The organism is Acidobacteriota bacterium (assembly GCA_035471785.1).
Classification (GTDB): domain Bacteria; phylum Acidobacteriota; class UBA6911; order RPQK01; family DATIPO01; genus JANQFM01.
This window is the reverse complement of record DATIPQ010000100.1, coordinates 1-13,625: the sequence shown is the minus strand read 5'-3', so window position 1 is coordinate 13,625 and position 13,625 is coordinate 1. Positions and strand designations below refer to the sequence as shown.

General features: G+C 62.7%; 9 protein-coding genes. 5 read left to right on the top strand and 4 right to left on the bottom strand.

Going from position 1 to position 13,625, the window contains the following annotated elements; translation table 11 throughout:
- Positions 1–348 (top strand): CoA-binding protein (locus VLU25_14665; protein HSR69176.1); only part of this gene is annotated, 348 nt, incomplete at its 5' end.
- 4 nt (positions 349–352) lie between these two features.
- Positions 353–1,804, top strand: a complete 1,452-nt coding sequence (locus VLU25_14660; protein HSR69175.1) for an SLC13 family permease — start codon at positions 353–355, stop codon at positions 1,802–1,804.
- A 79-nt stretch (positions 1,805–1,883) separates the two neighbouring features.
- Here VLU25_14660 and VLU25_14655 read toward each other — a convergent pair whose 3' ends face one another.
- Positions 1,884–4,679 (bottom strand): SpoIIE family protein phosphatase, encoded by a 2,796-nt coding sequence (locus VLU25_14655; GenBank protein HSR69174.1) that lies wholly within the window; start codon positions 4,677–4,679, stop codon positions 1,884–1,886.
- A gap of 160 nt (positions 4,680–4,839) precedes the next feature.
- Positions 4,840–7,626: a M14 metallopeptidase family protein gene (locus VLU25_14650; protein ID HSR69173.1), complete on the bottom strand. Its 2,787-nt coding sequence runs from the start codon at positions 7,624–7,626 to the stop codon at positions 4,840–4,842.
- A gap of 206 nt (positions 7,627–7,832) precedes the next feature.
- Here VLU25_14650 and VLU25_14645 point away from each other — a divergent pair, with 206 nt between their 5' ends.
- Both VLU25_14645 and VLU25_14640 read left to right on the top strand, forming a co-directional pair.
- Positions 7,833–8,069, top strand: coding sequence for a type II toxin-antitoxin system prevent-host-death family antitoxin (locus VLU25_14645; protein ID HSR69172.1), 237 nt, complete (start codon positions 7,833–7,835; stop codon positions 8,067–8,069).
- Positions 8,051–8,461: a type II toxin-antitoxin system VapC family toxin gene (locus tag VLU25_14640; protein ID HSR69171.1), complete on the top strand. Its 411-nt coding sequence runs from the start codon at positions 8,051–8,053 to the stop codon at positions 8,459–8,461. The genes VLU25_14645 and VLU25_14640 overlap by 19 nt, the downstream gene beginning before the upstream one ends.
- Positions 8,462–8,731: 270 nt before the next feature.
- On the opposite strand, the gene VLU25_14635 is transcribed toward VLU25_14640, so the two are convergent.
- Positions 8,732–9,634 carry an HDOD domain-containing protein gene (locus VLU25_14635; protein ID HSR69170.1) on the bottom strand — a complete coding sequence of 301 codons (903 nt, stop codon included), beginning with the start codon at positions 9,632–9,634 and terminating at the stop codon, positions 8,732–8,734.
- 192 nt (positions 9,635–9,826) lie between these two features.
- On the opposite strand from VLU25_14635, the gene VLU25_14630 reads away from it, so the two are divergent.
- Entirely contained in the window at positions 9,827–10,984 is a 1,158-nt protein-coding gene (locus tag VLU25_14630) for a patatin-like phospholipase family protein (GenBank protein ID HSR69169.1), read from the top strand.
- Between the two features lie 282 nt (positions 10,985–11,266).
- On the opposite strand, the gene VLU25_14625 is transcribed toward VLU25_14630, so the two are convergent.
- The gene (locus tag VLU25_14625; GenBank protein HSR69168.1) at positions 11,267–13,414 is read right to left on the bottom strand and encodes a patatin-like phospholipase family protein; all 2,148 of its coding nucleotides are present in this window, start codon (positions 13,412–13,414) and stop codon (positions 11,267–11,269) included.
- Between the last annotated feature and the right edge of the window lie 211 nt (positions 13,415–13,625).

The window sequence follows — 13,625 nt, the reverse complement described above, 5'->3', positions numbered from 1 at the left end:
TCGGAGGACTCCCGCAAGTACGGGCACATCATTCTCAATGACCTTCGCAGGGCTGGCTATCAGGTCTATCCCGTCAATAAGAAGGGCGGCGAGATGGATGGAATGAAGGTCTTCGAGTCAGTGTCGGAGCTGCCCAAAGAGGTGGAGGTGATCGACTTCGTCATTCCCGCCTCGCAGGGAAAGAAGGTGGCCCGCCAGTGCGCCGAGGCGGGATTCAAGAACGTGTGGCTGCAGCCCGGGGCCGAGTCCGACGAGTTGGTGGAGCTGTGCTGGGAGCTGGGGCTGCGGGTGGTTCACAACCACTGCGCCATGGTGGAAAAAAGCCGTCGCAGCAAGAGTGTAAGCTAGCGGCGTGAGAAAGACGATCGGGTTTGTAGCCGGGCCGGCGCTCTTCGCGGCCGTCCTGCTGGCGCCCACGCCTGAAGGGCTGCAGGGAGAGGGCAAGCTGGTTCTGGCCGCCGCCGTGTGGATGGCTGTCTGGTGGCTGACGGAAGCCCTTCCCATACCGGCCACGGCGCTGCTTCCCCTGGCCATCTTCCCCCTGGCCGGCGTGAACTCGGCGGGCGAGGTCTCGTCGGCCTTCATGGACCCCAACATCGTCCTCTTCATGGGCGGCTTCTTCCTGGCCCAGGCCATCCAGCGGTGGGATCTGCACCGCCGCATCGCGCTCTTCGTGCTGCTGCAGGTGGGCAGCCGTCCGGCCCGCCTGGTGCTGGGATTCATGCTGGCTACGGCCTTCCTGTCCATGTGGGTGTCCAACACGGCCACCGTCATTATGATGCTGCCCATCGGGGCCGCCGTGCTGAGCCAATTGAGCGAGAGAGGACTGGCCCAGGACTCGCGCCTGCCCACCGTCCTCATGCTGGGCATCGCCTACGCCGCCTCCATCGGCGGAACCGCCACGCTCATCGGCACCCCTCCCAACATCGTCCTGGCCAGCCAGTACGCGCGCCTCTTCCCCGACCGTCCCCCCATCGGGTTTTTGCAATGGATGAGCATCGGACTGCCGCTGGCGGCTCTCTTTTTGCCGCTGACCTGGCTCTACCTGACTCGCTGGTTCTCTTCGGTGGCGCACGAGGAATCGACGGGAAACACCGGCTACCTGCGCCGGCAATACCGCGACCTGGGTCCTCTCAGCCCGGCGGAGCGGCGGGTGGGGATGGTCTTCGCTCTGGCCGCCCTGGGGTGGATCTGGCGCCGCGACCTGGAACTGGGATTCATGACAATTCCGGGGTGGTCGCACCTGCTGGGAATCGAGCGCACCGCTCACGATTCCACGGTGGCCATCGCCGCCTCGCTGCTGCTCTTCTCCATTCCGGCGGATTGGAAGAAGAAGATCTTTCTGCTCGACTGGGAATGGGCCCGCAAGATTCCCTGGGGGGTGCTCATCCTCTTCGGAGGCGGCATCGCGCTGGCTGAGGAGGTGCAGGCGACCGGCGTGGCGTCCTGGGTGGGAAACGGGCTGGAGTTCTTCTCCGGGCTGCCCAATATCGCCTTGATCGTGATCGTCTGCCTGACGCTGACCTTTCTCACAGAGATCACTTCCAACACGGCCACGTCGACCATTTTCATGCCTATCCTGGCGGGCCTGGCGGTAACCCTGGGGGTCCATCCCCTGCTGCTGATGGTGCCCGGCGCCCTCTCGGCTTCCTGCGCCTTCATGTTGCCGGTGGCCACGCCTCCCAACGCCATCGTCTTCGGCAGCGGCCATATCACTACCCAGCAGATGGCGCGCGCCGGACTGGCGCTCAACCTCCTGGGCGCCCTGCTCATCACCGCCCTGGTTGCCCTGCTTTTGGGATAGGCCTGCCCTCCGCAGCCTTGGCGGAGGAGGGCCGCAAGGATGCGCCTCCCACCCTTCAAGGAACGATCAGGTGAAGGGGTCACCCTACCGATTTAGCGATCATGAGGGTGAGGTCGTCGTGTTGGGGGGCCTGGCCGGTGAAGCGGCGGATGTCTTTCACCACCATGTCGCACATCTTGGAGGCCGGCAACTCGATATTCTCGCAGACGATGCGCTGCAGGCGCTCCTCGCCGTACTCCTCGTCGGACTCGTTGCGGGCTTCGCTGACGCCGTCGCTGAAGACCACCAGAACATCGCCGGGCTTCATCTGGACCGTCTCCTGCTCGTACTCGCTCTCGGGAAAGATGCCCACCACCATCCCCCCCGTCCGCAGACGCAGCGTTTCGATCAGCGAGTCGGACTCTCCATTGCCGCCCGAAAGCCGCGGACGAAAAAGGAAGGGCGGGTTGTGGCCGGCGTTGACGAAGGTCAGGCGGCGGCTGCGGTCGTCGTAAATGGCACAAAAAAAGGTGGCGTACTTGCTGGCCTCGGTAGAAGTGCACATGAGCCTGTTGACCCGCTGCAGGATGGAGGCCACCTCGGCGCCCTGCTGGGTGGCGTGGCTGCGCAGCAATCCCTGCAGCGAAGCCATCAGCAAGGCCGCCGAAATGCCCTTGCCTGAAATGTCGCCCAGAGCCAGGCAGATGCGGCGGTCTTCCAATCCCAAGAAGTCATAGTAATCGCCGCCAACTCCCCGCGCCGGATGGCATACGCCCATGTACTGCAAGGTCTTGCTGGCGGGCAGGTTCTGAGGGAAAAGATGGGTCTGGACTTCCTTGGCGATCTCCAAATCGCGACGCACTTTTTCCTGCTCGGCCGCCTGCTCGATGAGGTAGGCATAGTCGAGAGCGATGGAGGTCTGCTCGGCCACCGTCAAGAGCAATTCCTTGTCTTGGCTGGAATAAGGCTCCTCGGAGAGCCGCTCCCCCAGGCAGATGAATCCCATCACCCGCGAACGTCCGGTGAGCGGGATGATGAGGCGCATGTTGAGCTGCTCGACCAGCTCCTTTTCCTGGGCCAGCTTGTCTGTCGAATCGGCCTTGACCAAGGCGGACGCCCAAGAACGCGGGTCGTCGAGATAGACGTCCAGCGCTTCGGGCTCTTCGTCGAGGTAGCGCTTGAGATAGCGGGGAATGAAAGCGTCGTGCTCAAGCCGCAGTTCTTGGGCCGGGCGGCGACTGACTGGGGGAGAATCGGAAAGCTGTTGAGGGTCGGCCCCCCCCTCCGCCACAGCGCGCTGCTGCGCCGTGCGGACGCGATGCCAATGGCACTCGAAATCGAGCTCGCCGTCGGGACGGAAGCGGATGCGGCGCTCCTGACCCTCCGCGGAAACCTGAGGGGCGGGCGCCAGTTCGGCCCCACGTAAGAAAATCGCCACCTGATCGGGATAGAGGGAATCGCTGATGCGCTCGATGACCGTGCACAGCAGGCGGTCAGGATCGGTGGCCAGCTTGCGCACGTCGCGGCTGAGACCGGAAAGGATGCGCTGGGCGTTGTAGGCCTCGCGGAAAAAGCGCCGGTCGATGACCGGCATGATGCGCTTGTTGAGGGCATGCACGCCCATCAAGAGAATTCCCGCTCCCAGCGCGTTGGCGAAGGCCCAGCTATTGGGAAAGAGCCGCACCAGCACGGGCGTAGCCGCCAGCGACAGGAAAAGGAAGATGAGCAGAAACTCCACCGCCAGAAAGCCGCGCGAAACCAGGGCGTACTGCATCCCGCGCCGGATGATCAACTGCACGCCCATGACGCGGTGACGCACAACGGCATAGGCGAAGGACAGCGGAAAGACCATCAAAGTGGCGAAGACCAGGAAAAAAGCGCCCCAGGCAAAGGTCCCGAAAAGCCTCAGCCAGACCATGAAGATGATCAGCGGGCCCAGCCCCACCCCGGTGCCGGCCAGCAGAATGCGCATGCGCCGCTTGTCGTCCTTGGACTCGCTTTGCCAGGTGTTGAGCAGCAGCGAAACCACCCCCACCAGGAACATGAAGACCGGCAAGGCGTTCATCAAAAGCAGCACCAGCGCCCCGAAACGCTGCAGTTCGACCAGGCGGGCGAAACTCTGGCTGAAGAGGTAGTTGTAGTAGAGCACCAGCGGCGCGGCGGCGATGGTCAGGGCCAGACAGGCCTGCTTGAGAGCCGGCATCCAGCGGTCGATGACCGAAGGCGAGGGAAAGAGCAAGAAGAAGCGGAGGATGCAGTAGGGCAAGAAGAGAGCCAGTATGGCCTGATAGACCGATCCCACCTCGCGGAAGCCGGGAGGAAAGAGGAAGTGGGCCAGGGTGAAGTAGGAGGAGAAGCAGATCAGCATCAAGGAGGCCGTGAAGGCATTGTTGTCCTGAGGCCTCATGAAGCCGATGAAGAAGCCGGTGCCGGCCGCCACCAGCGGGAAGATGAGGGTCCAGGCCACGATCACCAGCCAGGTGCGCAATCCGTATCCCGGCCCCGGCGGAATATCGAGCAGGACCTGGCGCATGCGTCCGCCGAAGTCGCGCTCCACGATGACGGTGGCCGGCTCGTTGCGCTGAATCTCGCGCAGGGCGTCGCCGAAATCATAGAGTCCGCGGATGCGGTGTCCGGGACCGTCCACGGAGCGCATCTCAAGGATGTGATCGCCCGACCGCAGCCCGGCGGCGTAGAAGGGGTTGGTGTTGCCGTCGAAGTTCTCTTCAGCCACCTGTCCCACGATCATGCGGGTTTCTCCCGGTTGCCAGAGAAACCCCAGGGTCATGGGGTGGTAGACGTCTCGAACCACCACTTCGGACAAGTCGACGATGCGCAGCACGACGGTCAAGAAGGCCAGCAGAAGCAACAACCAAATGCGCAGCGCCTTACCCATGTCGAAGTGCGATTTGCGAAGTGCGAAGTGCGAAGTGGAGACCCAGGTTCGAACATCGAACCCCGCACCTCGAACTTCCTAATCTGAGGAGGTGCCGGGCCGAGCGGAGGCGATCCATGCAGGGACCACTTCGAACATCGAACCCCGCACCTCGAACTTCCTAATGTCCCGGTCCCAATAGTACGGCATTCATGAAGAGCAAATTCAATCCGTCCATGAAGGCCCGGTAGTTGGGATCCTCGGCGAAAGCTATCACGTGTCCCCGACCGTGGCGTTGAACCATGAGGAAGGGCTTGTTGGCGATCTGGTCGTAAGTGTCCTCGAAGCCCCACCCGCTCAGCCACAGGTTGGGACGCTCCTCATAGACGGCCACGTTGGCGCCCTGGTCGAGCTTCAAGGGAGTATAGATGTCGGCTCCCCGCACCAAGGCGTTGGCGCCTCCCGACGGATAGCCGAAGCCGACCCAGTACTCTCCGTCCACCCGCAGGCGCAAGAGAGCTCCCAGCAAGGGAAAGGGACGCTCCTCCTGGGGCTGAATCATCTTCTCCAACTCGCTCATGTCCTCGGATGAGGGGAGGTCGGACTGCCCGCCCATGGCCTCGATGGGGTCTTCCTTCTCGGCCTGAGCCGATTCGTCCTGGGACTCCTGGTTGTTTTCTTTCTTCGGCTCCTCTTTCTGGCGGTTCTCCAGCTCGCTCGAAAGCAGTCCGATCTTCTCGCCGGTCAGCCAGCGGGAGGCGCTGCCCAAGGCCACCAGCGTGCCTCCAGCCCGAATCCAGTCGCGCAGCCTGCCGGCTCCGCTTTCACCCAGATCGCGCCCGTAGCCGAAGCCCTCGGGCAGGATGATGACGTTGTAGCGGTCCAACTCGGCGCGGGGCAGATCTCCGGTCACGATCACCGTCACGGGATAGCCGTATTCCTGCTCCAGCAAATAGCGTGCAGCTCCCACCGAGGTGGGACTGACGCCGTCGCGATAGGCCATGGCCACCTTGGGACGTTCCAGATAGTTGACGTTGTTGCTGCCCAAGTTGATCCCCGACTTGACCCAGGAAGCGTCGGTGGACCAGACCGTGATGCCGAAGGTCCGGGCCGCCTGCTGCATGACCTGGTGGAGGTCTTCCGGATTGTCCTTGGTCTTGACGATCAGCGAGCCTGGCGGAAAGGTCACGTCGTCGCCCTGCAACTCCATGGTGAAGGACTCGTCAGCTCCATGCACCCGGATGTCGCGCCGGAAAAGCCAGGCCAGGGCGCGGGCCGCCGAATTGGAGTCCCAGGGAATCAGGTAGGCCAACCGCGCTTCTCCGCCACGCACCTCGCCGGCGGACGCGGGGGCCTCGCTGAGAGTTTCGAAATCGCCCGAAGAGGACTCGCTCACCTTGTAGATGTCGACGTTGTAGAGAATGGGCATCGACCATCCCGTGACGTCGTAGATCTCCAGACCCAGGCGCTTGCGCTGACGGCGCTCCTGCTCGCTGATGAAGTCGTCGCCCATCGAAAAGTGCTTCTCCATCAGCACTGAAATAAGCCGCTTGTCGGGCTGATCGAGAGGGATCACGTAGGTTCCGGCGGGGAAATTCATCGAGCCCTGCTCCTGTCCGGCGTAGTAGCCTTGGGCCGAGGCGTGGCTGAAGGCCGAGCGGGCGCGCTTGACCTCGATGCCCTGACTCATCAGCTTGCCCGCCAGGCGGTCAACGCGGTTGGGGTCGTGTCCGGGCGGCAGGATGTACTCGCGCACGGGGCCCGTTCGCCCCTCCTCGATGGCGCTGCCGCGGTAATCGTAGTAGTAGCGCAGCAACCCCTCCCGGTTTTCGGCTCCGAACTCGGCGGTCGAAATGGAGGCAACGAAGTGGTTGCGGACGCTTTCACGATAGTGGATGGTGGTGTCGTCGCTGCGTTCGGCCAGCAAGCCGCGCACCGAAGCCTGCTCGTAGGTCATACCCACCGATCCCTTGAACATGGGCCAGGCTTCGCCGTAGCCGGGATAGAAGGAATCGAAGACTTCGCGGGTGAAGTAGTCGATGCGGTAGCGGTCGAACCACTTGGCGTTGTTGCGTCCGGCGGCTTGCAGCATCTCCTGCTGCGAAGGGGGGATCTCGGGATTGAGGGGGTCGGCCGGAGGCGCGAAGTAGTAGGTCGAATTGGTTCCCATCTCGTGAAGGTCGACGAAGACCTGCGGATACCACTGCAAGTAGGCTTGCAAGCGTCCGTGGGTTTCCATCTGGGTCTGGGCGAACCAGTCGCGGTTCATGTCGAAGAGATAATGGTTAAAGCGTCCTCCCGGCCAGGGCTCGTCGTGTTCGGCGCTGGAGGGGTCGCCGTCGGGCCAGCGCCCGCGGGTCTGGCGGTAGAAGTTGATGAAGCGGTCGCGTCCGTCGGGATTCTGGGTTGGATCAATGATGACCACCGTGTTGTCGAGAATATTGCGGGCCACCTCGTCGTTGCGCACCGCCGCCAGGTGATAGGCGGTGAGCAGCGCCGCGTCAGGTGAAGAAATCTCGTTGCCGTGCACGCCGTAAGCCAGCCACACCACCGAAGGCATGGAAGCGATGAGGGCATCGGCGTCCTGCTGAGGCGTGGCGCGCGGATCAGCCAGACGCGACATGGCCTGCCGTATCTCTTCCAATCGCCCCTGGTTCTCCTCAGAGGCGACGATGAGGTGATAGAGCGCCTTGCCTTCCCAGCTTTCCCCATGTCTGCGCAGTTGCACTCGGGGAGAGGCTTGGGCCAGCGCCTGCACGTAGTCTTCGATCTCATGGTGCAGAGTGATCCTCTCCCCCCAGGAATGGCCCACCACCTGCTGCAAGGTGGGGACCTCAGGATCGTACTCTGCGCCCGGATAGAATTCGAAACCCGGCTGGCCTTCTCCCATGTCTTGACCCAAGGCGGCTCCCCAGGCCAATACAACCAGACATCCCCAAACCAACGACATCCCCCAAATGCGTCTCATAACACCTCGCTGTTGCTTGTTCATTGCACGATGCAAAACGGCTCCACTAAAGCCAAAAGCATAGGCCATGTCGCTACCGGCAGGCAATGGGGATGTGCTCTGGATGTGCTCCGGCTCGACCTGGAAGAAAACGGTTGCGCCCCAAATATGACTATGGTATGGTGACCATGGTGACAGAGTGCAGAAAGGATCTGAGCTCTAAGCGCATGCAAGAATTCGTTTCCAAGTCGAAGTTTAAGCCCCAAGCTCTGGAGTATTTTCGCAACGTGGAAAGCACCGGCAAGACTCTCATCATTACCGACCACGGTCGCCCCGTCCTCAAGATCGTCCCCTACCAGGAGGATGAGCCCGACGAGATACTCTCCTCCCTGCGGGGAAGTGTCCTGGAGTACCGGGATCCGACCGAGCCGCTGGCCGAGGAGGAGTGGGAAGCGGCTCAATGATCCTGCTCGACACCCACGCCCTGGTGTGGTGGCTGTCCGATCCCGACAAGCTCTCGCAGGAGGCCCGCAAGGTCATCGACGAAGCCCGCGTTCAAGAGGCAGTCTACGTCTCCTCGATCAGCGTGTGGGAGATCGCGCTCCTAGTCGAACGAGGACGTCTCAAGCTCGACCGCAGTCCCCGCCAGTGGCTTTCACAAGCCCAGTCGCTGCCCTACCTGAGCTTTTTGCCGGTTACCAACGCGGTGGCTTTGGAATCGGTCTACCTGCCCGAGCCCTTTCACAGCGATCCGGCCGACCGCCTCATCGCGGCCACCGCCCGCCTCTACGAATACCGCCTGATCAGCAGAGACCGGCGCATCCTCGACTATCCCGAAGTTGAAGCGCTGTGGTAAGGCAAAGCCGTCCATTTCGGCGCGCCGCTAAAACAAACAGCACCAGGAAAAATCTTTGCCAACCATGTGAGAGGTAACGGAGTCTAAAGGGGAGAGTCGGGAAAAAGCGGCGGGAAGGACCCTGCCGAGGCAGCTGCGATGGCCGCCTCGGCAATGTCCACCTATGTAAAGAACCTCCCTGGCGAAAGGGGAGCGGAACCCTAGGGTCCGCAGCGGAGACAATAGCACAAGCGTCTCGGATAGGGAAGCAAAAAGTGCCGGTGTGTCCGTCTAGGCGGCAATCCCATAGGCCTGTTTCAGTTCAGCCACCTGCACCGAGGTGTTGGCGCAGACCCTGCAGAAGGCGCGAAAGTCGAGTCCCAGGCGCTGATAGCTGCCGTCGTCGGCACGCAAGTTGAGACCCTCCGCCCCAAGTCCGATTCCAATCGTCTTGGAAACCAGGTTGGCCAGGATCACGGCGTCCAGGCTGGGCGTGGGGTCCTGCAGGGGGACCTGGTGGTGCTTTTCGATGGCGTCTACGATGGGCTGGGGAAAGGCCCACTTGCGTCCGATGGCGGCCCCCACCTCGGCGTGATCGCAGCCGAAAAGCTTGCGCTCGGCCTCCACGAACGTCAGGTGTTCCTGGCGGCACAGATCGAGAATGTCGTCGACGTCGGCCTCCATGTAGCGCACCATGATGATCTTGCCCACGTCGTGAACCAGCGCGGCGATGACGGTGGTCTGGGGAATCTTGACGTTGGCTTCCTTGGCCAGTTGCTTGACGGCGATGGAGCAGACAGCCGAGTGCAGCCACAGCTCTTCTTCGGAGAGGTTGTAGAGAGGAGCCGAAACGGTCAGTTCCTTGAGATAACTGCCCAGCACGATGTCGAGCAAGGTGGCGGTTCCCAGGCGCACCACGGCGTCTCTGGGATCTTCGATGCGGCGACGTCCGGCGTAGAGGGCCGAGTTGGCCACTCTGAGAATGTTGGCCGCCACGGCGGGATCATATTCGATCAGGCGTCCCAACTCCTTGAACGAGACGTCTTCGCTGCCGCTCAGCGACGAGATCAGCTTCTGCACGGTGACGGGAAGCGGATCCAGGTTTTCGATTCCTTCCAAGGCGTGTTCGGGGATGGCCATTTCCTCGTCTCCATCTTTGTGCGATAGCTCTTGCCGTGCTAAGACCAAAGACATCAATGACGTCTCCAACCAGTCCGCACGGCAGAAGCGGATTATCTCACAGCGGCCTGGCTGCCAAAAGTGCCGCTGCTCACCAAGGCCTGGGTGCTGTGAGCGGTCATTGCTTTCAGTATCTTGAAACAGCATAATTTTGTAGGGGCCCTGGACCGCTGAAGCCAGGCAGGGCGTCCCAAGAAAGGCTCGGATTTGCAGGGAAAGGACGAAACGGCACTGGTTCTCTCTGGCGGAGGCGCCCGCGGCGCTTACCAGGCCGGGGTGCTGGCGGGTATCGGAGAACGCTGCGGCGAGCGCTTTCCCTTTCGAGTGGTGACGGGGGTTTCAGCGGGCGCCATCAATGCCGCCTACCTGGCCGGCTACCGCTACCAGGCCGAGGAGGGCGACTTCTTGTCGGCCAGCCGCGATCTGTCCCGGGCCTGGATGGCTCTGACGCTGGAGCGCGTCTTCCGCACCGACTTCTCCTCTTTTTTGGAGAGCGGCGGCAAATGGCTGTGGACGCTGGCCATGGCGGGACGCATGGCTCCCAAGCTGCGGGGCATCTTCGATACCGAGCCGCTGCGCGAGTTCCTGGCCAAGGGCATCGAGTCGGGATCGATTCAGGCCAATATCGATTCCGGGCTGCTGCACGCGGTGGCCCTCTCGGCCACCAGTTACTCCACCGGACGCACGGTGACCTTCGTGCAGGGCCACAAGGGCGTGCCCATGTGGAGGCGTTCGGGGCGGCGCAGCGTGCGGGCCAAGCTGACTGTCGACCACGTGATGGCCTCGTCGGCCCTGCCCCTCATCTTCCCGGCCATCAAGGTAGGGGATTCCTACTACGGCGACGGCAGCGTCCGCCACGCCTGCCCGCTTTCTCCCGCCGTCCACCTGGGAGCCTCCAAGGTCCTCTCCATTTCAGTGGGCTACAAGCGCTCCCCGCGCGAGGAGGCCGAACGCCAGATCTTCTCCTATCCCCCGCCCGGACAGATCTTGGGCATGCTCTTCAACTCCATCTTTCTGGATTCCATGGAAGACGACGAAGAAAGGCTGCTGCGCATCAACCGCATCCTGGATTTGCTTCCCGAGGACACTCCTCATCCCGAGGGTTTGCGCAAGATCAAGCTTCTCTCGCTGCGACCCTCCCGCGACCTGGGAAAGCTATCCGTGGACTTGGAGCCCGCTCTCCCCAAGCCCATGCGCCGGGTGATCAGGGCCCTGGGCGTGCTGCGCTCCAAGAGCCCTGACTTTCTCTCCTACCTGCTTTTCGAGCGGCCCTATGTGGAACGTCTGATCGAACTGGGATACAACGACGCCCACAACCAGTGGTCGATCATCGAACCGTTTTTGGCCGACCAGGACCAAGCCTAGTGCAACAGGTCAGAATTCTGAGCACCCCCGGTGCGTTATCCCACGCTTTCAGCGTTCACGCCTTGGCCGTCTTTAACCCAGGGTGGCGCCGCCGTCTCGCTTGCGCTCGCCGGGGCTGACCCTGGGGTCATCGCGGCTCAGCTATCCACGCTGAAAGCGTGGGATAACGTTGGACATCGAACTTCGGGCGCGTAGCAGTAAACTAAACGCCCGGCGGCAAGAATTCGAACTCCGCATATCACCTTAGCCCTGGGCCAGCCTGCAGGACCCCGCGAGGATACCTCAAAATCGGTGACCGATGGAGAAGTAGGACGTCCAGTCGCTGTCTTGGGCGCGTCCCAGCATGACCTGTATCGGACCCAGGAATTGGACCTCGAGAGCGGCGCCGAAAGCCGCCCCATGACGCGGCCCGCCCAGGTCGCGCGAATCGAGCGTGGCGAAGAATCCGGTGTTGTAGACGGCTTGGGCCGAGATGCTGCGCAGCAGTCCGAAGCGGAAACGGCGCAGGCTGTGGCGATAGAGGGCTTCCAGGACCAGCGCCTGCTTGGAGACCGACTCCTCCCGGCGCAGTCCGGCGAAGGGGATTCCCGAGAAATCGAAATAGCCGCGTCCGCCCACGTAAACCAATTGGTAAAAGGGAGCTCCGCCGTCGATCAGCCGCCATTGCCCGCCGGCTCCCAGGGTGGCCGGACCCCAGGTGAAGCGATGCTGCAGCCCGGCCTGCATGGAGAGGTAAGAAAAGTCGCTACCCAGCGAGGTGTCCTGGACTTCCAGCGACACCCCGGCCCGCAGTCCCCGGCCGGCAAGCTGGTCGGCGTCGAAGCTGTCCCAGTGAAAAGAGGCCCGCAGCCCGGACAGGGTTTCCGAGGAGGGCTGAGCGAAGCGTCCGACGCCCCGCGAGATGTTGGCTTGCTCAAGGCGATACTGCAGAGCGGCTTGGCCTGAAGTGCCGATGAGTCGATTGAGCGACAGATTCCAGCCCAGCCGCTGATCCTGAAAGTCGCCGACACTGTCGTCTCCCTGGAAGAGCAGCCGGTCGAAGGTGAGGAATTCGAAAGAGCTCGAGAAGAACAGTTCGCCGCTTGAGACCGACCCGCCTTCCAGTCCTGTGCGGAAGCGGCGCACGTTGCCCACCAGCGCCGTTGCGAAAAAGTCGAAGTCGGTTTCTTTAAAGCGTCGCGAGACGAAATCGAAGGCCCCGGTGAACTGGTATTCGCGGTCGTAGCGCAGCCCCACGCCCAGCTTGGAGAGGGACGCCGGATCGACTTCGTAGAGCAGGCGGCTGGGAGCGGGTTGAGGTTGCAGGTGAAAGGCTACCGAGTCGAACAGCAGCGACCCGTAGATGCGCGAGACGCTTTCGTCGAAGCGGCGGATGTCGGCAGCTCCCACAGGTCCGCTGGGGCGCTGGACGTGTTCGGCCACTTCTTCCCGCAAGGCGGGCTCGACTCCACGCACTTCCGTCTCTTCAACCGTCACTTGTGCGGGAGCGTAGACGAAGGTGGCATGGTCGAAGCGGTCGTGCCGGTGGATGGAAGGAGTGGGCTTGGCGGCGGGCAGGTCGATTCCCTTCTCCGCCAGCAGGCTGCGCAGGGCTTCGAGCTGCTCGCTGACAGCTCGGCGTCCGGCCGGCAACATTTCCTTGACGCGGTCGAAGGACGAATTGGTGAAGCCGGTCAAGTCGGGTCGTAGCACCACATCGGCCTTGTCGCGGCTGCGCGCCATGTCGGCTTCGATATGCAGGCTGATAGTCTGATCGAGGACATCGACCAGGGATCCGAATTCGTCCTTTGAGCTGCGCAGGGGGGTCGAGACGTCGACGGCGATGATGATGTCGGCGCCCCACTCCAGGGCCGCGTCGACGGGCAGGTTGTCGAGGACTCCGCCGTCCACCAGCAGAGTCCCCTCGTGCTCCACCGGCGTGAAGATTCCGGGGACGGCCATGCTGGCGCGCAGGGCGGTGGAGAGGGGTCCGCTGCGGAAGGTGCGGACGCGTCCTCGCAGCAGATCGGTGGCGATGGCGCGGAAAGGGATGCGCAGGCGGTCGTAATCGTTGCCCGCCTGGTAGAGGGGAATGGCGGTAAGCCGCTCCAGCAGTTGGGAGACCCGCTGACCGTCCTGCAGTCCGGCGGGCAAGCTGACGCCCCGCTCCTCCACCTTGAGCTGAAAAAGGCCGCGGTCGCTGCGCTGCTTGTTGGGGTAGGAGAGACGGCGCCGGTCGGGACGCCGGTCGAAGAGGTAGGCCCAGTCCAGGTCGCCCAGAATGCACTCCAGATCGGCAGGCGAATAGCCCACCGCATAGAGTCCGCCCACGATGGCCCCGAAGCTGCTGCCGGAGATGAAATCAATGGGTACGCCCTCGTCTTCCAAGGCCGCGATCACCCCCACATGCGCCCCTCCCCGCGCCCCTCCCCCGCTGAGCACCAAGGCCACCTTGGGCCGGTCCTTGACTTGATTTCTTTTGGACTCGTTCCCCGGCCGCGGCCCTGATGCGGCCTCAGCAGCCGCTCCAGCCCAACCCCAGGACCAAGCCGAACACAGCATCCACAACCCACCGACAATGATCTTTCTTCTCAACGACTGACTCCTTCGGTCCACATCTGACGAGAACGTCTCGCCAGCCGCCAGTATAAAGTGCCAGAAG